General features: G+C 46.6%; 18 protein-coding genes. 12 read left to right on the top strand and 6 right to left on the bottom strand.

Annotated elements, in window-relative coordinates; translation table 11 throughout:
• The first annotated feature begins 22 nt into the window (after positions 1 to 22).
• The 9 genes from tig to O9X78_RS16560 all read left to right on the top strand — a co-directional run bounded on the left by tig (position 23) and on the right by O9X78_RS16560 (position 11,187).
• A complete protein-coding gene (gene tig, locus O9X78_RS16600; RefSeq protein ID WP_269620852.1) occupies positions 23 to 1,351 on the top strand; it encodes a trigger factor in 1,329 nt (442 codons plus the stop codon).
• 117 nt (positions 1,352 to 1,468) lie between these two features.
• Entirely contained in the window at positions 1,469 to 2,101 is a 633-nt protein-coding gene (gene clpP, locus O9X78_RS16595; RefSeq protein WP_269620851.1) for an ATP-dependent Clp endopeptidase proteolytic subunit ClpP, read from the top strand.
• 125 nt (positions 2,102 to 2,226) lie between these two features.
• On the top strand, positions 2,227 to 3,513 hold the full coding sequence (gene clpX / locus O9X78_RS16590) for an ATP-dependent Clp protease ATP-binding subunit ClpX (protein ID WP_269620850.1): 1,287 nt from the start codon (positions 2,227 to 2,229) through the stop codon (positions 3,511 to 3,513).
• Positions 3,514 to 3,694: 181 nt separating this feature from the next.
• On the top strand, positions 3,695 to 6,121 hold the full coding sequence (gene lon / locus O9X78_RS16585; protein ID WP_269620849.1) for an endopeptidase La: 2,427 nt from the start codon (positions 3,695 to 3,697) through the stop codon (positions 6,119 to 6,121).
• A gap of 150 nt (positions 6,122 to 6,271) precedes the next feature.
• Entirely contained in the window at positions 6,272 to 6,544 is a 273-nt protein-coding gene (locus tag O9X78_RS16580; RefSeq protein WP_103684697.1) for an HU family DNA-binding protein, read from the top strand.
• A 111-nt stretch (positions 6,545 to 6,655) separates the two neighbouring features.
• Positions 6,656 to 8,533 carry a SurA N-terminal domain-containing protein gene (locus O9X78_RS16575; protein ID WP_269620848.1) on the top strand — a complete coding sequence of 626 codons (1,878 nt, stop codon included), beginning with the start codon at positions 6,656 to 6,658 and terminating at the stop codon, positions 8,531 to 8,533.
• A gap of 63 nt (positions 8,534 to 8,596) precedes the next feature.
• Positions 8,597 to 9,406, top strand: coding sequence for a 4'-phosphopantetheinyl transferase family protein (locus O9X78_RS16570; protein WP_269620847.1), 810 nt, complete (start codon positions 8,597 to 8,599; stop codon positions 9,404 to 9,406).
• 20 nt (positions 9,407 to 9,426) lie between these two features.
• Entirely contained in the window at positions 9,427 to 10,599 is a 1,173-nt protein-coding gene (locus O9X78_RS16565; protein WP_269620846.1) for a phosphoglycerate dehydrogenase, read from the top strand.
• A 48-nt stretch (positions 10,600 to 10,647) separates the two neighbouring features.
• On the top strand, positions 10,648 to 11,187 hold the full coding sequence (locus O9X78_RS16560) for a DUF1285 domain-containing protein (RefSeq protein ID WP_269620845.1): 540 nt from the start codon (positions 10,648 to 10,650) through the stop codon (positions 11,185 to 11,187).
• A 74-nt stretch (positions 11,188 to 11,261) separates the two neighbouring features.
• On the opposite strand, the gene O9X78_RS16555 is transcribed toward O9X78_RS16560, so the two are convergent.
• The gene (locus tag O9X78_RS16555) at positions 11,262 to 12,917 is read right to left on the bottom strand and encodes an electron transfer flavoprotein-ubiquinone oxidoreductase (RefSeq protein WP_269620844.1); all 1,656 of its coding nucleotides are present in this window, start codon (positions 12,915 to 12,917) and stop codon (positions 11,262 to 11,264) included.
• Positions 12,918 to 13,305: 388 nt separating this feature from the next.
• Here O9X78_RS16555 and O9X78_RS16550 point away from each other — a divergent pair, with 388 nt between their 5' ends.
• The 3 genes from O9X78_RS16550 (at position 13,306) to O9X78_RS16540 (ending at position 15,765) form a co-directional block, all read left to right on the top strand.
• Positions 13,306 to 14,055: an electron transfer flavoprotein subunit beta/FixA family protein gene (locus O9X78_RS16550; RefSeq protein ID WP_269620843.1), complete on the top strand. Its 750-nt coding sequence runs from the start codon at positions 13,306 to 13,308 to the stop codon at positions 14,053 to 14,055.
• Positions 14,055 to 14,984, top strand: a complete 930-nt coding sequence (locus tag O9X78_RS16545; protein WP_269620842.1) for an electron transfer flavoprotein subunit alpha/FixB family protein — start codon at positions 14,055 to 14,057, stop codon at positions 14,982 to 14,984. Before O9X78_RS16550 ends, O9X78_RS16545 begins: the two co-directional genes overlap by 1 nt.
• Before the next feature lie 211 nt (positions 14,985 to 15,195).
• Complete coding sequence (locus O9X78_RS16540; RefSeq protein ID WP_269620841.1) at positions 15,196 to 15,765, top strand: YceI family protein; 570 nt, start codon at positions 15,196 to 15,198, stop codon at positions 15,763 to 15,765.
• A gap of 18 nt (positions 15,766 to 15,783) precedes the next feature.
• Here the strand turns inward: O9X78_RS16540 and O9X78_RS16535 are convergent, their stop codons facing one another.
• The 5 genes from O9X78_RS16535 to metH form a co-directional block, all read right to left on the bottom strand.
• A complete protein-coding gene (locus O9X78_RS16535) occupies positions 15,784 to 16,950 on the bottom strand; it encodes a cation:proton antiporter (RefSeq protein WP_269620840.1) in 1,167 nt (388 codons plus the stop codon).
• Between the two features lie 124 nt (positions 16,951 to 17,074).
• Positions 17,075 to 17,554 carry a DUF934 domain-containing protein gene (locus O9X78_RS16530; RefSeq protein WP_269620839.1) on the bottom strand — a complete coding sequence of 160 codons (480 nt, stop codon included), beginning with the start codon at positions 17,552 to 17,554 and terminating at the stop codon, positions 17,075 to 17,077.
• Positions 17,547 to 19,190: a nitrite/sulfite reductase gene (locus O9X78_RS16525; RefSeq protein WP_269620838.1), complete on the bottom strand. Its 1,644-nt coding sequence runs from the start codon at positions 19,188 to 19,190 to the stop codon at positions 17,547 to 17,549. The genes O9X78_RS16530 and O9X78_RS16525 overlap by 8 nt, the downstream gene beginning before the upstream one ends.
• A 520-nt stretch (positions 19,191 to 19,710) precedes the next feature.
• Positions 19,711 to 19,920 carry a DUF2970 domain-containing protein gene (locus tag O9X78_RS16520; RefSeq protein WP_269620837.1) on the bottom strand — a complete coding sequence of 70 codons (210 nt, stop codon included), beginning with the start codon at positions 19,918 to 19,920 and terminating at the stop codon, positions 19,711 to 19,713.
• A gap of 57 nt (positions 19,921 to 19,977) precedes the next feature.
• Positions 19,978 to 23,676, bottom strand: a complete 3,699-nt coding sequence (metH, locus tag O9X78_RS16515) for a methionine synthase (RefSeq protein ID WP_269620836.1) — start codon at positions 23,674 to 23,676, stop codon at positions 19,978 to 19,980.
• Between the last annotated feature and the right edge of the window lie 141 nt (positions 23,677 to 23,817).

Raw genomic sequence — 23,817 nt, 5'->3', positions numbered from 1 at the left:
AGCCCTGTTTTGAGGACCCCCCATGCAAGTCTCAGTTGAAACGACTTCTGGCCTAGAGCGTCGCCTGATTGTTGGCGTTCCTGCTGCACGTGTTGATAGTGCCGTTGATTCACGCCTGCAAAATGCTGCGCGCACTGTAAAATTAGACGGCTTCCGCCCTGGTAAGGTACCAATGCGTGTTGTTCGCCAGCGTTTCGGCGAGTCAGTGCGTATGGAAGTGCTTGGCGAAGTCATGAATGAGAGCTTCTATGAAGCCATTCAGCAGCAGGGTCTAAAACCAGCTGGTCGCCCAAATATTGAACCCAAAAGTTTAGAAGCGGGTAAAGATATTGAATTTGTTGCAACCTTTGAGGTGTTTCCTGAGGTTGAATCAAAAGACTACAGCACGATAGAGGTCAAAAAGCCGGTTTCAGAAATTACTGCCGCCGACATTGATAAGATGATCGAGAATCTTCGTCAACAACGTGCTGAATGGCAAGTTGTTGAGCGCGCTGCAGCCGGTGGTGATAAGGCAAACATTGATTACTTGGGCACGAAAGACGGTGTCGAGTTTGAGGGCGGTAAAGCCGAAGGTAGCGATCTAGAGCTGGGTTCTGGTCGTATGATTCCTGGTTTTGAAGATGGTGTTGTTGGCATGAAGGCTGGCGACGAGAAGGTTGTGGCACTATCTTTCCCTGACGATTACCACAGCGAAGACCTTAAGGGTGCCGCTGTTGAATTCAAGATTACCTTGAATAGCGTTAGCGAGAAAAAGCTTCCAGAATTGGACGAAGCTTTGTTTGAAGCTTTCGGCGTCAAAGAAGGCGGCGAAGAAGCTTTTCGAGCTGAAGTAGAAAAAAATATGGCTCGTGAGTTGAAAAATGCGACTAAGTCCCGCATTAAGAATCAAGTGATGGAAGGTGTGCTTACCATTCACGCAGACTTACAAGTTCCAAAAGCCTTGGTTTCTCAAGAAATCGACGCTTTGCGTAATCAGCAGATGCAGCAATTTGGTGCGATGGCCGAAAAGCTAAATGCTGCTGATATTCTTCCTGATGAGCTGTTCCGCGAAAACGCAGAGCGCCGCGTCAAGTTGGGCTTGGTCTTAAATGAGTTGATTAGCGCAGAAGGCATCAAGGCAGATGAAACTAAGGTTCGCGCTGCTTTGGAAGAAATGGCCGCAAGCTATGAAGACAAAGACGAAATTATTAATTGGTATTTGAGCAACCCGCAGCAACTTCAACAGATCGAAGGCATGGTCATTGAAGAGGAAGTTGTTGAGAAATTGCTTGAAAAATCGAAGCTTAGCGAAGAAACTTTAAGCTACGAAGAAGTTATGTCGCCACCAGCGAAAGAGGCAGAAGAATCCTAATCTGAAAAGGATACTCTGGTTTTTCCGGGCAAGCGACTGAACGAAAGTTCCGTCGCTTGATTTTTTTCCGCTGGCCGTAAATTTAGAACATTAATTACGTACTGAAGAGTATTCAATATGTCTCGCAACTCGATTGATGGTTATAACAATAATGCTGTAACTAACCTAGGCTTGGTGCCTATGGTGGTGGAGCAAACTGCTCGTGGTGAACGCTCCTACGACATTTATTCACGTCTACTGAAAGAGCGCGTTATTTTTTGCGTGGGCCAAGTTGAAGATCATATGGCCAATCTCATTGTGGCGCAGCTACTTTTCCTTGAGTCAGAAAACCCGGATAAAGACATTCATCTTTACATTAACTCTCCGGGTGGGTCGGTCACTGCTGGTTTATCTATTTACGACACAATGAAGTTTATAAAACCCGATGTCAGCACTATGTGTATCGGCCAAGCTGCGAGTATGGGTGCATTCTTGCTGAGTGGTGGTGCCAAGGGTAAGCGCTTTATCGTGCCAAATGCCCGCACCATGATTCACCAGCCAAGTGGCGGCGCACAGGGTCAGGCTACGGATATAGACATTCAAGCTAGAGAAATTTTGATTATTCGCGAGAAGCTTAATCATTTGATGGCCGAACATACTGGGCAGACTTATGAAACCATCGCCCGCGATACTGAGCGTGATAACTTTATGAATGCGCAGCAATCCTGTGACTATGGGTTGGTTGACGAGGTGTTAACTGCGCGTAAATAGTACTATTAAGCACGTTGTTCGCATTCGATTGTGGATAGTGCAAACTTGCAAAAGCGGGTAAAAGGCGTCATCTTTACCCTAAGGTGCTTCGAACACCCTGCAAAATCAGAACAAGGTAGGTATGAATGAGTAGTAAAGACGGCACAGATGATAACGGCAAACTGCTGTACTGTTCCTTCTGTGGTAAAAGCCAGCACGAGGTTCGCAAATTAATTGCGGGGCCGTCTGTCTTTATCTGTGATGAGTGTGTCGATCTTTGTAATGACATCATTCGCGAAGAAGTTCAGGAAGCAGCAAGCGAAGCGGGGCGTGACAAATTGCCTACGCCGCAAGAAATTAATCACACGCTAGATCAATACGTTATTGGTCAGACTCGTGCTAAGAAAGTATTGGCTGTGGCTGTTTACAACCATTATAAGCGCCTGCGTTACGGCGATAAGCACAAAGATGACGTAGAGCTTGGCAAAAGTAATATTTTGCTGATAGGGCCAACCGGTAGTGGTAAAACCCTGTTGGCTGAAACCCTTGCTCGATTACTTGATGTTCCGTTCACCATTGCTGATGCGACTACGTTAACTGAAGCCGGTTATGTGGGTGAGGATGTTGAAAACATCATCCAAAAACTGCTGCAGAAATGTGATTACGATGTAGAAAAGGCCCAGATGGGCATCGTTTATATCGATGAAATCGATAAAATTTCGCGCAAATCGGATAATCCGTCGATTACTCGCGACGTGTCGGGTGAGGGGGTGCAACAGGCGCTTCTTAAGCTGATCGAAGGAACAGTTGCATCAGTGCCACCTCAAGGTGGTCGCAAGCATCCGCAACAAGAGTTTTTGCAGGTTGATACCTCAAATATCTTGTTCATCTGTGGTGGTGCGTTTGCAGGGCTCGATCGCGTTATTCGCGACCGGTCTGAAAAAGGGGGTATTGGCTTTAGTGCAGAAGTGAAGAGCAAAAATGAAGCTCGGAACGTGGGTGAGATTTTGGCCGATGTTGAGCCTGATGATTTAGTGCGTTACGGACTAATTCCTGAATTCGTAGGCCGTTTGCCGGTCATAGCGACGCTCGAAGAATTGGACGTGGATGCCTTGGTCAGCATTCTCACCGAACCGAAAAACGCTCTAACCAAGCAATACGCTAAGTTGTTCGATATGGAAGGCGTAGAAGTCGACTTCCGTGAAGATGGTTTGCGATCAGTTGCTGAAAAAGCGATGACGCGTAAAACCGGTGCACGTGGTCTGCGCTCCATACTCGAATCGGTATTGTTAGATACGATGTATGATCTTCCCTCTATGGATAACGTCAGCAAAGTGGTCATTGATGATTCGGTCATCAAAGGTGATTCTGCCCCGATATTGGTGTATCACAATAGCGAGCATGAGCAGCGCAAAGCAGCTCCAAAAGAGTAATCCCCGCTAAATAACACTGCGAAAACCTCGTTTTCGCAGTGTTTCTCTTTTTTGTCAGTTTCTTTACACGTCAAGTCTTGTTTTTAACTCCGCAAATCCCCATCTTAGAGCTAAGCTGTCTGTATTGGCGGCAAATATCCGCTGCGAGCGGATTGAACCAGATTAACTAAGAGGAAACGTAATGGCTGACACACACGAGATAATGGAATTGCCACTGCTTCCTTTGCGCGACGTCGTGGTTTATCCCCATATGGTGATCCCACTATTTGTAGGTCGGGATAAGTCGATCCGAGCGCTTGAGTTAGCCATGGCTAGCAACAAGGAAATTGTACTCGCTGCCCAGCGTAATCCAGATCTCGATGAGCCAGGCACAGATGATCTTTATGATATTGGCACCGTTGCGAATATCCTCCAGCTACTAAAACTTCCTGACGGAACCGTTAAAGTTTTAGTGGAAGGCACCTATCGTGCACAGCTAAACGCGGTGACCGCAGAAGAAGATTATTTCAGTGCAGAAATCACGGCGATCGATGGCGAGAAAATAGCCGCCGATGAGTCAGAAGTAATGCTTCGCTCAGCTATTTCTCAATTTGAAAAGTACATCAACCTGAGCAAGAAGATACCTGCGGAAGTTCTTACATCTCTATCAGGAATAGATGATCCTGGCCGTTTAGGCGACACCATCGCTGCACACATGACCATGGAGCTTGAGCAAAAACAAGCGGTTTTGGAAATGGCTAATGAGCGCGAGCGCCTTGAGAACTTAATGGGGTTGATGGAAGCGGAAATCGATCTTTTTCAAGTTGAAAAGCGTATCCGTGGTCGCGTTAAAAAGCAGATGGAGAAGAGCCAGCGCGAGTACTATCTGAATGAGCAAATGAAAGCGATTCAGCGTGAATTAGGCGAATCTGAAGAGGGTGTAAATGAGCTCGAAGAACTAGAAGGCAGGGTTCTGAAGGCGGGCATGAGTAAAGAAGCCCTTGAAAAAGCCAAAGCCGAATTAGCAAAACTTAAAATGATGTCGCCCATGTCTGCCGAGGCCTCGGTGGTGCGTGGTTACATTGATTGGCTAGTCAATATTCCTTGGCAGAAGCGTTCGCGTGTGAAACATGATTTAAAACGCGCCCAGGAAATATTAGATGAGGATCACTATGGCCTAGAGGAGGTCAAGGATCGCATTCTTGAGTATCTCGCTGTTCAAAAGCGGGTAAAGAAAGTGAAAGGGCCGGTACTTTGTTTGGTCGGGCCACCTGGCGTAGGTAAAACATCGTTAGGTGAGTCTATCGCTCGCGCAACCAACCGCAAGTTTGTCCGTATGGCGCTGGGGGGGGTTCGTGACGAGGCCGAGATTCGCGGTCATCGTCGAACCTATATAGGTTCTATGCCGGGTAAAGTTATTCAAAAAATGTCGAAAACGGCCGTACGCAATCCCTTATTTTTGTTAGATGAAATCGACAAAATGGGGATGGATCACCGTGGTGATCCTGCCTCGGCATTGCTAGAGGTGTTGGACCCAGAACAGAATCATGCTTTCAATGATCACTATCTAGAAGTCGATTACGATCTGTCTGACATCATGTTTATTTGTACGTCTAACTCACTGAATATTCCACCCGCCCTTATGGATCGGATGGAAGTGATTCGGATTCCTGGTTACACAGAAGACGAGAAGATCAATATTGCTCGCAAGTACCTCATACCTAAGCAGTTAAAGAATAACGGCTTAAAACTGACGGAAGCTGAAATTGATGATGAGGCACTGCAAGACATAGTCCGTTATTACACCCGCGAGGCCGGGGTGAGGGGCTTGGAGCGCCAAGTTGCAAAGGTTTGCCGAAAAGTCGTTAAAAGTGTCGCCCTTCATGGTGATACCGGCATTATCTCGGTAACGAGTGCAAATCTTGAAGAGTATCTTGGCGTCCGTCGTTATACCTTTGGCAAGGCCGAGGAAGAAAATAAGGTGGGTCAAGTCACTGGCTTGGCGTGGACTCAGGTCGGTGGCGAGCTTCTCACCATAGAAGCGGTTTCTGTTGTCGGTAAAGGCCGTCATATTAAAACCGGTTCGCTTGGCGATGTTATGCAGGAATCTATCCAAGCTGCAACAACGGTAGTTAGAAGCCGTTCTAAGCGTCTTGGTATTCCCGCGCGCTATCATGACAGGCACGATATCCATATCCATATGCCAGAGGGAGCAACGCCCAAGGATGGCCCGTCGGCGGGTATTGGTATGTGTACGGCACTTGTTTCGGTGATTACCGGTATTCCTGTTCGTTCAGATGTGGCAATGACCGGTGAGATTACCCTACGTGGCCAAGTATTAGCGATTGGTGGTTTAAAAGAAAAATTACTGGCAGCGCACCGTGGCGGTATAAAAACCGTTATAATCCCTCTGGAAAACGAGCGGGATCTGAAAGAAATTCCGGAAAACATAAAAGCCGATTTAGAAATCCGTCCTGTAAAATGGATTGATGAGGTTCTAGATATTGCGCTGGAAAGTCTTCCTGAAGAAATTTCTGAAGAAGCTTATCTTGCTGGTATAGACGACAGTCACAAGAACGTTGATGGCAACGGAGATAATCTTGGTGAATCGCGCGCAAACGCGCACTAGACGCAGAGATATCTTGACCATATACGGCGCAGTTGGTATAAATCCCACTCTTTACGCATATGGCTCTTACAGCGTATGGGTATATTTGTGACGGTCACCAGTCAGTTAACGTAGAAATATTTTTTATAACAATTTGAAGGGGAAGAATAAGTGAATAAATCTGAGCTAATCGACGCTATCGCAGAATCCGCGGATTTGTCTAAAGCAGCGGCAGGACGTGCATTGGATGCAGCCGTAGAAGCCATTACTAATGCACTGAAATCAGATGATTCAGTTTCTTTAGTTGGGTTTGGTACCTTTAGTGTAAAAGACCGCGCAGCTCGCACTGGTCGCAACCCACAAACTGGTGCACCAATCGAAATTTCAGCAGCCAAAATTCCTAGCTTTAAAGCTGGTAAGGCGCTGAAGGATGCCTGTAATTAAGGTATAGACTGCCAGTCCCGTTCATTCGGGGGGCCGTAGGGGTAAAACCTCTTACAGAAGGCGCATCGAGAGGTGCGCTTTTTTTTTGATTCAGAATCAGGTTTAGCATCAATGCTGCAAAATATTCGCAATAACATTCAGGGAACCGCGGCCAAAGTCATCATCGCGATTATTGTAGTGCCATTTGCACTATTCGGGATCGATAGCTTATTCAATAGCTCCTCACCAACACCCGCGGCGGTCGTAAATGGTGCCAAGATTTCACAGGCAGAGTTGCAACAGGCAATTAGCCTGCAAAAACGTCGCTTGTTAAGCATGATGGGCGATCAAATTGACCCTAGCATGCTAGATGATACAATTTTGCGAAAACCGGCTTTAAACACCCTGATTAAGCAACAGCTTCTTCTGCAAGCTGCCAAGAATGAAAATATCGAAATTTCTACCGCGCAGCTGAACGCCACGATTGTGGCAATGCCACAGTTTCAGGAAGATGGTCGCTTCTCGCAAGAACGCTATGAGCAAGTTCTGCGTCTACAGGGTTATAACAGTAGTTTCTTCAAGCAGTTGTTAAAATCCGATTTAACGATTCAGCAGCTATCAACCGCTATTGCCGGTTCTGCTATTGTTAGTGACGCTGAAATTACTCGTGCTGTGGGATTATTGTACGAGTCGCGTGATTATCATTACATTAACGTTCCCCTTGCTAGGTTCACTGACAACGTCACGGTCAGTGACGAAGAAGTTGCCGCTTATTACGAAGCAAATACAGATGCGTTCTTAAGCGATGAGAAAGTTCGTTTCTCCTACATTGAACTTACTGAGCAGCAGTTCTATGAGCCGGTTTCGGAGGATCAAGTTCAATCCGAATACCAGCGCTTAATAGAGGCAAGCAATAATCAAATTGAGCGCGAAGCCGCCCATATTTTAATTGAAGTAAACGATGATCGCAGTCGTGAAGAAGCACAAGCGCAGCTAGAAAAGATACGTGCTGAAATTCTTGCCGGCGCGAGTTTTGGGGATGAGGCGAAAAAATATTCTGCGGACGCGGGTTCTGCTGCTAATGACGGTTTACTAGGGTTTACCAGTGGAGAAAGTTTTCCTGCGGAATTCGAAGAAGCCTTGGCTAATTTAAACGAGGGTGAATTGTCTCCAGTTGTTGAAACTGAAGCCGGTTTGCATCTGATTAAACTAGTCAGTATTCGCAAGCCTGAAGTACCCGATATTGATGCGGCGCGTTTGGAAATTACTGAGCGTTTACGTCAGCAAAAAGCGCAACCTCGTCTCGTTGGGGCTGTTGATACCCTAAAAGACCTCGTTTTCAACGCTGAGAGTCTGAAGATGCCAGCTGAAGAAATGAAGTTGAAAGTGAGTCAAAGCGAATTACTGAGTCAAAATTCAACCGAAGGATTGTTCGCATTTCCCGCAGTAAAACAAGCTGCTTTCAACCAAGAGCTCCGTAGTCAAGGTTTGAATAGCGAGGTTATAGAGCTCACGCCAGATCGCTATGTAGTTCTTCACATAGAGGAATATAAAGCGCCAGAACCGAAGCCTTTAGAAACCGTAAGGAATGAAATTAAAACTACCTTGTCTGACAACAAGGCAGCTGCTGCGGCCTTGGCTAAGGCGAAGGAGTTGCAGCTTGCGTTAAATGCCGGAGGACGTGCGGAGGAGGTCGCTAAAGAACATGGCCTAGTATGGAATGGCGTTGTCGATGGTAAGCGCAGCGATATCAGTGTTGATTCATCGATACGTAATCAGGCATTCGCAATGCCTCGTCCAGGATCTCAAGCCAGCGTAAGTACTTTACGCAAAAACGGTGGTGATCAGGTCGTTTTACAATTGCTAGAAGTCCGCTACGGCGATTTATCTTCGTTGACAGGAAATGTTGCGATGGAAGCTGAGAAAAATGCTTATCGTAATAAATCATCTCAAGAGTTTTCTGCCTACTTTAATAGTTTGTGGGAAAGCGCTGAGATAAAAATTAATTGATTAAATGTGATTATTACGGTGGTGCAGCAGCTACAGTGATAATCACTTGGATATATAAAAATAATGATTTCCGCTGTACCGAAAAGACCGTTACAAATTGGCCATATCGACGTTTGGTATTGTTTTACCGATGATCATCGACTCAACAGTCGAGTAGATCAGTATGAGGCGATGTTATCTCCCGCAGAGTTAGCTCAATACCAACAATTAATGCATGGCAGCAACGGCAAAGATTATCTTGTCAGTCGTGCGTTATTAAGAACTGTGCTATCTGAATATTGTGATCTTGCACCAGAGAAAATTAGCTTCTGTGTAAATGATTTTGGTAAACCAGAACTAAATAATAGCGAAGCGCGAGGGATCATTCAGTTTAATACAGCCCATACAAGTGGGCTGACTGTATGCGTTGTCACGAGAGATAATGATGTTGGTGTCGATGCTGAAAGTCATGCAGAAAACCAAAGTGTCGTAAATATGGCTGATGACTATTTTTCGGCGCTAGAGTTGCAAGCATTGAATAGCTGCTCCGATGACCAGAAATTAGACCGATTTTATCGTTATTGGACTCTTAAAGAAGCATATATAAAAGCACGGGGTGAAGGCCTTTCTATCCCCTTGCACGACTTTTCGATTGTATTAGATGAAGAGGGTGGCTTCGACGGATTTATTGGCCCGGAAGCTGACCGCTGGGATTTCCGAGTTTTGTGTAAAAATCTTAATTACACCGTAGCATTGGCAATGGGTGGAAAAATTGAAAATGTTTCGTATTTTCACAGCCTGCCATTAGGGCAGCAGGTACAACTCAGTCCTGAAGACGCGTTTAATCATATGCCTTTGAATACGAACGCGCAGCGCCATCGTATGATTGGTTAATTAGTAACGAGGATGTTTTTGTGTACAAAATATTGACCCTTAATCAAATTTCACCGAAAGGTTTAGAGCGCTTGCCTCGCGCAAGCTATGAGATTGCGAGTGAGTTTACGACCCCTGATGCCATCTTATTACGTAGTCACAAATTACAAGCCGATGACATTGCGAAGACTGTTAAAGCAATTGGTCGCGCCGGTGCCGGAACTAATAACATTCCAGTGGCTGCGTGCACAGAGCGTGGTATTCCTGTCTTTAATAGCCCTGGCGCAAATGCCAATGCCGTTAAAGAGTTGGTCATTGCTGGTTTAGCGCTCGGCTCTCGCGGAATCTTGCAAGGCATTTCCTATGTGAATTCGCTAAGCGATATGAACGATGCCGGTGAAATGGCAAAATTGCTGGAAAAAGAAAAGAAACGTTTCAAAGGCAATGAGTTAGCTGGCAGAACACTGGGAGTTGTTGGTCTCGGTGCGATAGGCTCAATGATCGCTAATGCAGCACTGAACTTAGGTATGGATGTTATTGGCTACGACCCTGCGTTATCAGTAGACGCAGCTTGGCGTCTACCTAGCTCTGTTAAGAAGATGGAAAATATCGGCAGTCTGTTTGCAAAGGCCGACTATATAACTCTTCACTTGCCGGTTTTAGAGTCTACCCGTGGTTTGGTAAACGCTGACTTATTGGCCGCCTGCAAGCCGGAATGTTGTTTGCTTAACTTCGCTAGAGAAGAAATTGTAAATGTTGATGCGGTAATCGCTGCGCTCGATAAGAAACAATTGCGTCAGTTCATTACCGACTTCCCTGTGCCGTCACTGATTGGACGTGACGATGTGATTTTAATGCCACACATTGGTGCCAGCACTGACGAAGCGGAAGATAATTGCGCGGTAATGGCAGCGGAGCAGATAGATGATTTCCTTAAAAATGGAAATATAAAGAATTCCGTTAATTTTCCAAATTTGCAATTAGAACGCAGTGGTTGCTGTCGTATAGCGATAGCCAACCATAACGTTCCTAAAATTCTTGGCAGTATCTTGGGGATTTTGGCTGACGCAAATATCAATATTGTTGATATGCTAAATAAAAGTCGCGATGAGATTGCCTACAACCTAATTGATTTAGGTGGTGATATTAGTGACTCACTTTTGTCTGAATTGGCGGCTTTAGAGGGCGTAATAAACGTTAGGTTGATTCATTAAGCCCCTTACTCATTCCGTAAAGAAAGCGTGCTTTAGGAGGGTACTTTGATGGCAACATTAACAGCAATAGAATCACTGTTACGCGATCAACGAGGTGCGCCTCCTATTGAAAAGTGGCATCCAGAGTTAAGCGGCGATATTGATATTGTCATAACTTCAGATGGCCGCTGGATTCATGAAGGGGGCGAAATAAAACGCCATAAACTCGTAAACTTGTTTGCTTCTATTTTACGGCGTGAAAAGGATGGTGAGTATTATCTTGTAACCCCTGTTGAGAAGTGGCGAATTACGGTAGAAGACCTGCCCTTACAGATTATTGATTTTGAAGTGAGTGAGCTAGCAGAAGGGCGGCGAATTGCTGTAAAAACCAATGTCGATATGTGGTTGGAACTCGGTACCGTGCATCCGCTAAAGGTCGTTACGGATGAGGCGACGCAAGAGCCAAAACCGGCTGTAGTCCTTGAGCATGGTTTAGAGGCCAGAATTAATCGAGCGTGTTTTTATAAATTAGTTGAACTGGCTGAATGTATTGATGGCCAATTGGTGTTGAAAGTTGGCAGTGAGAATTTTGAGCTAGGTCGCATTTAATTTTTTTATAGTAATTTTTTGAAAGAAAACAAAAAGGGCAGCGTAAGCTGCCCTTTTTTATTACAAAAAAACGGTTACATATTTGGGTAATTGGGTCCACCCAAGCCTTCAGGTGTTACCCATACAATATTCTGTGCAGGGTCTTTAATGTCACAGGTTTTACAGTGCACACAGTTCTGGCCGTTGATCTGGAATTTCGGTGTGCCGTCTGCACTTTCAATAACTTCATATACACCCGCTGGGCAGTAGCGCTGCGCAGGTTCGGCGTATTTGGGCAAGTTGTCGCGAATAGGCAGCTCTGGGTCTTTCAGGGTTAAATGGCAGGGCTGGTCTTCTTCATGATTGGTATTAGATAGAAAGACAGACGTCAGCCTATCAAAGGTGATTTTGTTATCAGGCTTCGCGTAGGTGATCTTCTTTGAATCTGCCGCCAGCTTCATTTCCGCGTGGTCTGGGTGATCGTCACCTAATGTCCACGGAAGTTTGCCACCGAAAAGGTTGATGTCAATGAAGGCATAGGCTGAGCCTACCAAGTTACCCCATTTGTGCTGAGCTGGACCGAAGTTGCGTTGCTCATAAAGTTCTTTATAAAGAGACGAGCTTTCGAACGCCGTTTTGTATTCCGTTAACTCGGCACCAGTGGCTTCGTTCTCAGTAATCGCCTTGTGAACCACTTCAGCTGCGATCATGCCTGATTTCATCGCAGTATGGCTGCCTTTGATTTTAGCAAAGTTTAGCGTACCAGCATCACATCCAATCAATAGGCCGCCTGGGAAGGTCATTTTTGGTAGTGATTGCAAACCACCTTTTGCAATAGCGCGCGCACCGTAAGAAATACGCTCTCCACCTTCCAAGAACTGAGAAATGGTAGGGTGCTTTTTGAAGCGTTGGAATTCTTCAAATGGTGATAAATATGGGTTGTCGTAGCACAGGTCGGTAATTAAACCGATGGACACCTGATTGTCTTCGATGTGATACAGGAAGCTGCCGCCAAAAGCGCCATTTTCTGACAAGGGCCAGCCAGTCGCGTGAATAACCTTACCTTCTTCGTGCTTGGCAGGATCAATTTTCCACAGCTCTTTAATACCGATGCCGTAATGCTGGGGATCTTTGCCCGCATTCAAATCGAATTTTTCCATCAGGCGCTTGCCCAAGTGACCACGGCAGCCTTCGGCAAACAGGGTGTACTTTGCGTGAAGCTCCATGCCGGGCATGTAGCTGTCTTTGTGGCTACCGTCCTCTGCAATGCCCATGTCGCCAGTTACAACACCTTTTACGCTTCCGTCTTCATGGAATAGAACATCTGCAGCGGCAAAGCCAGGGTATATTTCAGCACCCATACCTTCGGCCTGCTCAGCCATCCAACGGCACAAATTGCCAAGACTGATAATGTAATTGCCTTCGTTGTGCATTGTCTTTGGTACAGCGAAACCAGGAACCTTGATCGCCTTCTCGGCGCTGGTCATATAGTAGATGTCGTCGCCCGTTACCGGGGTATTGAGCGGGGCGCCTTTTTCTTTCCAGTCTGGAAAAAGCTCATTTAGCGCGGTGGGTTCAAAAACAGCACCTGAAAGAATGTGAGCGCCGACTTCAGAGCCTTTTTCTACAACACAAACACTGATGTCTTTACCGGTGCTTTCGCTTAACTGACGAATTTTACACGCCGCAGCCAATCCGGCGGGGCCAGCCCCAACGATCAGGACGTCAAATTCCATTGATTCGCGTTCCACAGACTCTCTCCTCTGTATGCTATAGCTGCATAGCCCTTGTTTTGGGCGGTTTATGACCGATTTAAGGCGCGAATTATAAAACCTGAGGCTTTAAAACGCTACTTTAGCAGGGGTTTTATTCCTTACTTATTTGTTATTCTTACAATCTGGTGCGCAAAAAAAACCTTTTTTAAACAAAACCTTACTAATTAATGTTCCAATTATGAATAGCTTGCGAATAGCTGTTATTCGCGAGGTGAATATGCTGCTTTTATTGACCTTAGGTCTTATACGCGTCAATATAACCGCGCTTTGAAAAGAGGCTTTATCCGGTTGGAACTGGTTTGCAGTTCCACAGCGTAGGGATATAAAGCCATTCCATTTAATTTACGCGTGTACTGGGGAATCCATGAAGGTTCTGGTTGCTGTCAAACGAGTAGTTGACTACAACGTAAAAGTACGTCCGAAATCGGACGGTACTGGCGTTGATCTGAATAATGTAAAAATGGCTATTAACCCATTTTGCGAAATTGCCATTGAAGAGGCTGTACGCCTGAAAGAAAAAGGCGTGGTAACCGAAATAGTTGCTGTCTCTATCGGTCCTAAAGTATGCCAAGAGCAGATTCGTACTGCGCTGGCGCTGGGTGCTGACCGCGGCATTTTGATTGAGACAGACGTTGAGGTTCAGCCTCTAGCCATTGCTAAATTGTTGAAAGCCGTTGTTGATAAAGAAGAGCCTAAAATGGTGATTCTTGGTAAGCAGGCGATCGACGGTGATAACAACCAAACAGGCCAGATGCTTGCTGCATTATCTGGGATGTCTCAGGGTACCTTCGCGTCTGAAGTTGTTGTTGAGGGCGATAGTGTCACTGTTACTCGTGAAGTCGACAGCGGCTCACAGGTTGTTAAACTGGCGTTACCTGCTGTAGTGACTACAGATCTGCGTTTGAATGAGCCGCGTTACGCGTCGCTACCCAATATTATGAAGGCGAAGAAAAAGCCTTTAGATACAATGACACCAGAAGAGCTAGGTGTTGAAGTGACGCCGCGAGTGACCACACTTAAGGTTGAGCCGCCTGCAGAGCGTCAAGCTGGCGTTAAAGTCGCTGATGTTGCTGAACTTGTTGATAAGCTGAAAAACGAGGCGAAAGTAATCTGATGAGTATTTTAATTCTTGCAGAACATGACAATGCCTCAATTAAAGGCGCTACTTTAAATACTGTTGCCGCTGCGAAAGCAATCGGTGGCGATATTGTCGTTCTTGTTGCCGGTGAAGGTTGCGGCGCTGCCGCAGAAGCTGCAGCGAAAATTGATGGCGTAAGCAAAGTTCTTGTTGCCGACAATGCAGCTTACGGACACCAACTTGCTGAGAACGTAAGTTTGTTGGTTGCTGAGCTTGGTAAAGACTACGGCTATATCTTAGCCCCAGCTACCACCAACGGTAAAAACACATTGCCACGTGCTGCTGCGCTGCTAGATGTTGCGCAGATCTCTGAAATTATCTCTGTAGAAAGCGCTGATACATTCAAGCGTCCTATCTATGCAGGTAACGTTATCGCGACTGTACAGTCCTCTGACTCAATCAAAGTGATCACTGTTCGTACTACTGCGTTCGACGCAGTTGCAGCGGAAGGTGGCAGCGCATCAGTAGAAGCAGTTGGCAGTGCGCATGACGCCGGTAATTCTAGCTACGTTCGCGAAGAAGTTGCGAAAAGCGATCGTCCTGAGTTAACTGCGGCCAGTATCGTAGTATCTGGTGGCCGTGGTATGCAAAATGGCGATAACTTTGCCATGCTGTATTCCTTGGCAGATAAACTGGGTGCTGCGGTGGGTGCTTCTCGCGCAGCTGTCGATGCAGGTTTTGTACCTAACGATATGCAGGTCGGTCAGACTGGTAAGATCGTCGCGCCTGGTCTGTACATCGCGGTTGGTATCTCGGGTGCAATCCAACATTTAGCGGGAATGAAGGACTCTAAAGTCATTGTCGCGATCAACAAAGACGAAGACGCGCCGATTTTTCAGGTCGCGGATTATGGTTTAGTTGCAGATCTGTTTGATGCGGTGCCAGAGCTTAATTCAAGTCTCTAAGCCTGCAATAGCAGTATTAAAAAGGAGCCCAGTGTTTACTGGGCTTTTTTTTGTCTTCAATTCTTGGTTTTATTGAATATATATATATTCTAGCTGTCTTATAAAGACTTACTACGTGAAACTCGTTGGTCTCGACATAGCTAATCAAATTATAAAAGCTAGAGATGCCGATGAGATTGACGCTCGCGGATTAAATGCAAAGGAGAGATACATGAGGAAGTTAATATGCGCGGTGGCACTTTCGTTGCCACTGACAGGTTTGAACGCACTTGAGTTAGATGCGGATTCGTCGGTACTGAATTTTGTCACTATTAAAAATGATTCCGTTGCGGAGCTGATGAGCTTTACGTCTGTAAGCGGAAATATTGATGAGAATACCGGCAAAGCAACACTGAGCGTCGATTTAAGTAGTGTCGCGAGCGGTATCGATATTAGAAATGATCGAATGCGTGAGCATCTGTTTCAAATTGATTTATTTCCAAACGCGGTCTACACCACAAATTTGGATATGGCCGAATTAAATTCGATAGGGATGGGCGAGCAAAAAACGATGGACTTAAGCGGGGAGTTGTCACTCCACGGTAAAAAAGCGCCACTTAAGTTTAATGTGCTTGTGACGAAGCTCAGTAACGGTAGCTTCAATGCGACAACAAGTGCGCCATCTTTCATCAATGCCAATAGCTTTGGTCTTGCACCGGGTATCGGCAAGTTGCGCAGCTTGGCGGGCTTGGCGGGTATTGATCTTGTCGTTCCGGTGACATTCTCAGTCGTTTTTAAGTAGTTGTATCTGCGGCGGGTATTAATCTCGCCGCAGTTTGTCTGAAATACCGATTGGTGTTGGGTAGTTGAAGACCACGATATATGATGAAACGACAAAACTGATAATCGCAGTCGCTTGAATCAGATGAGACGCTTCTCGACCAATAAGCAGCATTTCTGCTGCTACGTAAGCAATGAGTAACGAAAATTCGCTAATTTGCCCCATTCGAAAACCTAAATCCCAAGCGAGTTTTTTGGTCTCGCTCATTCCGTGGATTAAATAGCGGAAAATAATAGGCTTTAGCGTGAGTATCAGCATTGCTAGTACGGCTGCCGGCAGCAAAATTTCACCAAGCAAGCCGAGATCAAATCGTGCGCCCAGCGAAAAAAAGAACAGGATTAAGAAAAAGTCTCTCAGTGGCTTTAGGTTGATAGCAATGTATTGAGATATGGGGCTTGTCGCCAAACTAATACCCGCCAAAAAAGCCCCAATTTCTGTAGATAAACCCAAGAAATGTGCTGCCTCACTCATACCCAAACACCAGCCAATGGCCAGTAAAAAAATGTATTCATGAAAGCGATCGAACCGTCTCAGCATTGGCAATAATAAATAACGTACCGCGGTGAAGGCAAAAAAAACTAGGATGGGGAGGGCGATTAGGGTCCTTAGTAGGCTAATAGAAGAGAACTCGCCTTGGCTCATACTGAATAAAACCAACAACACAAAAATGGCGATTAAATCTTGCAATAGCAATAAACCGACCATCAATTCGCCAGTGTGGCGGTGATGAAGTGCTGTAGTGGGCAAAAGTTTTATACCGATAATGGTACTGGAAAACATCATCGCAGCGCCGACAATAAGGCTTTCAGTTCGACTAAAGCCAAAGCTATAGGCGAGCCCAAAACCGATGAGGGCAAAGGTCAGAGAGCTTGCGATGGCAACCACCGTTGCTTTCTTTAGGGTGCTAAGTAGAGATTTCGGTTGCATATCCAAACCGAGTAAAAATAGCAGGAATATGATGCCAAATTCTGCGATCTCGGCGAGTAGCTTGAGATCAGTTACCCAGCCGGTTCCGTAGGGCCCAATAATAGCGCCGAGGGCGATATAGGCGATTAATAGTGGCTGACGGGTATAAAGTGCTATAGACGCAAGAACCGCTGCACCACTAAATATCATGAAAAAGGATGAGGTTAGGCTTGCTTCCACGCGTTGTACCTCTAACTGCGGCGGGCTTTCATCATCACACAGGCGCGTGCTATGAAACAATAAGGGAAATAGAAAATGCCGTCATTAAGACGGCATTTTCGGTATCGGATGCTGGTATTAAAACTTAGCGGCGGCGAAATAGTGGCAGACGCTGGTCAATACTCGGCTGGTAGGATTCTGAAAAATCCTTAAAGCTTGCTAGAGACTCTTCAAGATCAGAGTTTTCTAGAGCAAAGCTATTAAAGCCACAGCGGCTTAGGAAATACAGTTGATCTCTCATGAAGTCACCAATGGCGCGCAACTCACCCTTATAACCCAATTGCTCGCGCAGCTCACGACCATATGAGAAACCGCGTCCATCTGCAAATTTTGGGAAATCTACTGCAATCAGGTTTAGCTCGGTGATATCGTTGGCAAGCGCTTTTGGCGACTCGTCGCTTGCTAAAAATACCGCGATATCCCCAAGGGCTTTAAGCGAGTCTTTATGCTCTAGCCACAGCGTCAAAGGGACAATATAGCCACCTGACTCTGGGAGCGTTGCCGCGTCGCGCCAAACCTGCCAGCTATCATCACTAATCTGTTGGTCTTTAATTATATTAGGCATAAGCGCTCTCCTTAAAGGGGTTTATGCCAACGCGACGGAAGGTGTCTAAAAAGCGTTCTTCCGGCTGGCGCAGACTTACATAGGTTTCTAAAACTTTCTCAATCACATCGGGCACTTGGTTTTGCGCAAAGGAGGGCCCGAGGATAGCGCCTAGTGAGGCTTCTAAGCCCTGGCTGCCACCAAGTGATACTTGATAAAACTCCTGGCCTTTTTTATCTACGCCTAGGATTCCGATGTTCCCAATATGATGATGGCCACAGGCGTTCATGCAGCCGGAAATGTTAAGCTCAATCTCTCCGAGATCATATACGTAGTCGATGTCATCGAATCTGCGCTGGATCGCTTCTGCAATGGGAATGGATTTCGCGTTCGCTAGCGAGCAGAAATCGCCGCCTGGGCAGCAAATGATATCGTTCAATGTGCCAACTGTTGGCGACGCAACTTCCAGCTTATCTAGCTCTTTCCATAATGCCAGTAGATCAGCTTGCTTTACATCTGGAAGTACTAGATTTTGGTGATGCGTGCTGCGTATTTCGCCAAAGCCGTAACGCTCGGATAGGTCTGCGACCGCTTCAAACTGCTCAGCAGTTATATCTCCCGGTGCAACGCCCACGGTTTTAAGGGCTAGAGTAACAATGCGATAGCCCGGTATTTTGTGTTCATGGGTATTATGCTGAAGCCAGCGAGCAAAATCGGCATTTTCCAAGGCCAACGCCTGCATATCCTGCTGTGCTAGTGTTTCGTAGCTGGGTGATTGGAAAAATGACTTAGCACGATCAATCTCTTCAGCGCTTAGGGTCAGGTCACCATCTTTGATGTGAGCCCATTCCTTTTCAACTTCAGCTTTAAAAGCCTCAGCGCCCATGGCGCGAACTAAAATTTTAATCCGCGCCTTAAATTTATTGTCACGACGGCCAAGCTGGTTATACACCCGCAAGATGGCTTCTAAATATGTCAATAAATGTTGGGGTTCAAGGTTTTCGTAAATAAGACTGCCGATGACAGGCGTTCGTCCGAGGCCGCCACCGACGAATACGTTGAATGCGGTTTTGCCACTGGTGTCGTGACTTATTTGTAAACCGATATCATGCATCATGATCGCAGCCCGATCAGATTTTGATCCACACACCGCTATCTTAAATTTGCGGGGTAAGAACGCAAATTCGGGATGGAAGGTTGACCACTGGCGAATAATTTCACAGTAAGGACGTGCGTCTTCAATCTCGTCAGCGGCAACACCGGAAAATTGATCCGCCGTGGTATTGCGGATACAGTTGCCACTGGTTTGAACTGCGTGCATTTCAACTTCTAACAGTTCAGCTAAAATATCGGGTACTTCTTCCAGTTTAGGCCAGTTTAATTGCACGTTTTGGCGGGTACTGATATGCGCGTAGCCCTTGTCATACTTGCGGCTTATGTGAGCAAGTTTACGCAATTGGATTGAGCTCATCGTGCCGTAAGGTACGGCAATACGCATCATTGGCGCCAAGCGTTGAATGTATAAGCCATTTTGAAGGCGCAACGGTAAGAATTGCTCATCGCTTATTTTGCCGTCGAGATACCGCTGCGTCTGGTCGCGAAATTGGGCGACACGCTGACTGACGATTTGACGGTCAAAGTGGTCGTAAATATACATAGAAACCTTTGTCTTAAGAGTTTTGGTGGGCAAATAATGCATTTTTAACGCTGCGGCATTATTTCCTGCCCATATTTTACGTAGAAAAGGGCGCCGGTTCACGCATCGAATGAGATGGTAACGACTATGTCCTTATTACGCTAACTGATTTTCTGGGTAATGCTTATGCGATGTGTCGATAAGGGAGGTGCATCCTAGGGATACGTATTGATCCCGAATTGGCCGTAAAACGGCATAATTAAACCTAAACAGTCTGCATTTTTTTGCTACAATACTTGCAACTTCTTTTGCCGAACTTCGGCGTCTTTAACTCGTATTATGAGGCTCCTATGTCTGATCAAACCCAAGAACAGCGCGAAGATAACTTTGCGGATGTGTGCGCTACTATAGCAATTTTAGCGTTAGTGGTAGGCACTGCAATTTACTGGCTGCACGGCATGCCGACCTAGTTCGGAATGCGCACCCATAAAAAAAGCCGCTAATGCGGCTTTTTTTATGGGTGCAACGTTTAGCCAATTCATTATTTTAAGACGATTTGTACGATGGTATATACGGTGGTGATAAACACAGCAACAAAAATGATTGCCGTGATAACGTAGTTCCTAAACTTACCATGGGTAAAGTCACGCTCACGGTTTTTGCTGTTTTGTACACCAAAAGCTGCTGACACTACACTGCCTATAACGGCTAAAAGGCTCGGTTTCTTGGCCTTGTCATCCTGTTGATCCATATTTCATACTCCTATCAACCGTGAATTAATTCGCGTGCCGGCGGCTTAGCGTGACCGCTATGGATCGTAATCCAGATTTGGAGATAACCAACGCTCCATCGCTGTCATTTCCATGCCTTTTCGTTTCGCGATCGACGCTACCTGATCTTTACCGATGCGACCGACAGCGAAATATCGCGACTTGGGGTGGGAATAATAAAACCCACTTACCGCGGCAGCGGGGTGCATGGCGAGATGATCGGTCAATATAATGCCGGTTTCATTCGTTGCATCTAACAAATTAAAGAGCGTCGTCTTTTCGGTGTGATCAGGACAGGCCGGATAGCCCGGCGCAGGCCTAATACCTTGGTAACTTTCTTTTATTAATTCCTCATTGCTAAGCTCTTCATCCGGGGCATACCTCCAAAATTCTTTGCGAACGCGGCGGTGCAAGGTTTCCGCGAATGACTCTGCAAGTCGGTCGGCTAAGGCTTTAACCATGATGGAGTTGTAGTCATCATTGGCTTTTTCATACTTGGCTGCAAGCTCGTCCGCACCGAGACCGGTGGTCACCGCAAAGCCGCCAACATAGTCGGCGACGCCACTATTTTCAGGGGCAATATAGTCCGCCAAACTCATTTGGGGCTTGTCATCCGGCTTTTGTGCCTGCTGCCGAAGATGATGCAATGTGGCTAGTTGCTCATTCGTCTTGGGATCGAGTACCGCTATATCGTCGGTACCCGCGCGGCGGGCCGGCCAAAAACCGATGACGCCATTGGCTTGAAGTAGTTTGCCGTCAATGATGTGGTCGAGCATTTGCTGGGCATCATTGAATAGACTTCGTGCTGCTTCACCAACAACGTCATCCTCAAGAAGTTTTGGATATTTCCCTGACAATCCCCAAGAGATAAAGAATGGCGTCCAGTCGATAGTGTCGCGCAATTCTTCAAGCGGGTAGTTGGTAAAGGTTTTAGTGCCTAAGAATGTTGGCGTTGGCGGGGTGTAGGTGTCCCAGTCCCACTGATAAGACAGCTCGCATGCGGCTTCATAGCTATGCAGGCGCTTTTTACCTTGGTTGCCCGCGCGACGTGCACGGACGCGCTCATACTCATCTTTTCGTTCAGCGACAAAAGCCGCTTTCATGTCTTGGCTAATTAGCTGCGTAGCAACAGCGACACTGCGAGATGCGTCTGGCACATATACAGTGGCGTCTCTGGTGTACTTGGGCTCTATCTTCACCGCCGTGTGGGCTTTAGATGTCGTTGCACCGCCGATCATCAGAGGGATAGTAAAGCCAAGACGTTCCATTTCACTGGCGACATAAACCATCTCGTCTAATGATGGGGTGATTAAGCCGCTTAAACCAATGATATCTACGTTCTCGCGTTTGGCTGTTTCTAGAATCTTGTCGCATGACACCATAACGCCGAGGTCAATAACTTCAAAGTTATTACACTGCAGCACAACGCCAACAATATTTTTTCCAATATCGTGTACATCGCCTTTTACGGTTGCCATTAAAACTTTGCCGTTGGCTTTGGCGCCGACCTCTTTACCCGCCTCAATGAATGGGTTTAAGTAAGCTACGGCCTGCTTCATTACGCGGGCAGATTTCACCACTTGGGGCAAAAACATTTTCCCGTCGCCGAAGAGGTCACCCACAACGTTCATGCCATCCATCAACGCGCCTTCGATCACATCGATGGGCTTAATCGCCGCGGCACGGGCAGCCTCGGCATCCTCTTCGATATAGGTAGAAATGCCTTTTACGAGAGCATGTTCAATGCGCTTGTTTACCGGCAGTTCGCGCCAGCTAAGGTCTTCCTTGTTTTCAGCAGTACTGCCATCACCTTTGTATTTGTCGGCGATATTTAGCAGGCGCTCAGTGCTGTCATCGCGACGGTTAAGAATGACATCCTCAACATGATCTCGTAACTCAGCTGGGAGGTCGTCATAAATAGCGAGCTGGCTGGCGTTTACAATCCCCATATCCATACCCGCCTTGATCGCGTGGTAGAGAAATACAGAGTGGATTGCCTCGCGTACTGCGTTGTTTCCACGGAATGAGAAAGAAACATTGGATACCCCACCAGACACCATGGCATAGGGGAGCTCTTTCTTTATATACGCCGTCGCTTCAATGAAATCGACCGCATAATTGTTGTGTTCATCAATGCCGGTAGCAACTGCAAAAATGTTTGGATCGAAGATGATGTCCTGTGCTGGAAAGCCTATTTCATCGACCAAAATGTCGTAGCTGCGTTTGCAGATATCTGCCTTACGCTTGAATGTATCCGCCTGGCCATCTTCATCGAAGGCCATCACTACAACAGCCGCGCCGTACTTTAAGCAGGAGCGCGCGCGCTCACGAAACTCATTTTCGCCTTCTTTCAGCGAAATGGAGTTAACAATGGGCTTGCCTTGAATGCACTTAAGCCCTGCCTCAATAACGTCCCACTTTGAAGAATCGACCATTATGGGCACGCGGCAGATATCAGGCTCTGCGGCCACAAGGTTTAAGAAGGTGACGATGGCGTTTTGCGCATCGAGCATGCCTTCATCCATATTAATGTCGATTACTTGCGCGCCGTTTTCCACCTGCTGGCGAGCAACCGAGAGGGCAGCATCGTAGTCATTTTCTAAAATCAGCCGTTTAAATGCCGCAGATCCCGTCACGTTGCAGCGTTCGCCAACATTCACAAACAGAGAATCTGGACCGATATGGAATGGCTCTAGCCCGGCAAGTCGACAGATTGGCTCGCGTTGAGGCAGTGGCCTAGGCGCTATGCCTTCCATTGCGTTGCCAATTGCTTCGATATGGGCAGGAGTCGTACCGCAGCAGCCACCGACTAAATTTAGAAATCCGCGTTGCGCAAACTCTTTCAGTTCGCCGCGCATGTCTTCTGGTGTTTCGTCGTATTCGCCAAATTCATTGGGCAGGCCGGCATTGAAATGACCGCTGAAATAACAGTCTGAAGCCTCACAAAGTTCTTCAACAAAAGGACGTATCTCACTGAATCTACGGCCGCAATTAGTTCCAATGATCAGCGGTTTTGCGTGCGCTATAGAATTCCAGAACGCCGTCGGTGTTTGGCCAGAAAGGGTCCGTCCACTGGTGTCTGGGAAGGTCACTGAAATCATAATGGGTAATTTCTGACCACTATCTTCGAAATATTGAAGTACCGCGTAGACCGCCGCTTTAGCGTTTAAACTATCGAATACTGTTTCGATCATCAGAATGTCGGCGCCGCCGTCAATCAGGCCACGGGCCGCTGCGTAGTAATTTTCGACGAGTTGGTCAAAATTGATATTTCGAGCGCCCGGATCGTTCACATCGGGAGAAATCGACGCGGTGCGGGGGGTAGGCCCAATGACACCGGCAACAAACCTAGGCTTATCAGGATTCTTTGCGGTTTCAGCGTCAGCAACTTCCCGTGCTAAAGCTGCACCGACCCGATTTAGTTCCTCTGCAATTTCGCCAAGTTCGTAGTCGTCTTGGGCAACGGCGGTCGAGTTAAAGGTATTGGTTTCGATAACATCCGCGCCAGAATCGAGGTAGGCTTGGTGGATTTCGCGGATAACATCCGGCCGAGTCAGCGTTAAGAGGTCGTTATTGCCTTTTAAATCTTTGTGGAAGTCGGCAAAGCGCGCGCCACGATAGTCCATCTCCTCAAGTTTATAGCTTTGAATCAAACTGCCCATAGCGCCATCAATAATCAATATTCGATCTTGAAGGGCTTGAGTAAGTTGGGAGATGCGGGGTGTGGGCTGGCTCATGGATATCCTAGTGTGTAAAACAATTAAATAGCTAAAGCGCTTCTCGGACTGTGGCCGGAATAGGCTTCGTGGTAAACTGTGCAATTCTAACAGATACACGGCCCAGCATTGAAATTGTTTGGCAAAACAGCAGGATATACA

Source organism: Zhongshania aquatica (genome assembly GCF_027257955.1).
GTDB lineage: Bacteria > Pseudomonadota > Gammaproteobacteria > Pseudomonadales > Spongiibacteraceae > Spongiibacter > Spongiibacter aquatica.
Note: the sequence above shows the minus strand (reverse complement) of the source record. Positions and strands in the feature narration are given on the sequence as shown.

Coding starts and splice junctions, on each gene's coding strand:
- O9X78_RS16530 (WP_269620839.1), bottom strand. CDS start 17,554: ATGCCTAATATAATTAAAGACCAACAGATTAGTGATGATAGCTGGCAG.
- metH (WP_269620836.1), bottom strand. CDS start 23,676: ATGAGCCAGCCCACACCCCGCATCTCCCAACTTACTCAAGCCCTTCAA.
- O9X78_RS16575 (WP_269620848.1), top strand. CDS start 6,656: ATGCTGCAAAATATTCGCAATAACATTCAGGGAACCGCGGCCAAAGTC.
- O9X78_RS16540 (WP_269620841.1), top strand. CDS start 15,196: ATGAGGAAGTTAATATGCGCGGTGGCACTTTCGTTGCCACTGACAGGT.
- O9X78_RS16520 (WP_269620837.1), bottom strand. CDS start 19,920: ATGGATCAACAGGATGACAAGGCCAAGAAACCGAGCCTTTTAGCCGTT.
- O9X78_RS16525 (WP_269620838.1), bottom strand. CDS start 19,190: ATGTATATTTACGACCACTTTGACCGTCAAATCGTCAGTCAGCGTGTC.
- O9X78_RS16560 (WP_269620845.1), top strand. CDS start 10,648: ATGGCAACATTAACAGCAATAGAATCACTGTTACGCGATCAACGAGGT.
- clpX (WP_269620850.1), top strand. CDS start 2,227: ATGAGTAGTAAAGACGGCACAGATGATAACGGCAAACTGCTGTACTGT.
- O9X78_RS16545 (WP_269620842.1), top strand. CDS start 14,055: ATGAGTATTTTAATTCTTGCAGAACATGACAATGCCTCAATTAAAGGC.
- tig (WP_269620852.1), top strand. CDS start 23: ATGCAAGTCTCAGTTGAAACGACTTCTGGCCTAGAGCGTCGCCTGATT.
- lon (WP_269620849.1), top strand. CDS start 3,695: ATGGCTGACACACACGAGATAATGGAATTGCCACTGCTTCCTTTGCGC.
- clpP (WP_269620851.1), top strand. CDS start 1,469: ATGTCTCGCAACTCGATTGATGGTTATAACAATAATGCTGTAACTAAC.
- O9X78_RS16570 (WP_269620847.1), top strand. CDS start 8,597: ATGATTTCCGCTGTACCGAAAAGACCGTTACAAATTGGCCATATCGAC.
- O9X78_RS16550 (WP_269620843.1), top strand. CDS start 13,306: ATGAAGGTTCTGGTTGCTGTCAAACGAGTAGTTGACTACAACGTAAAA.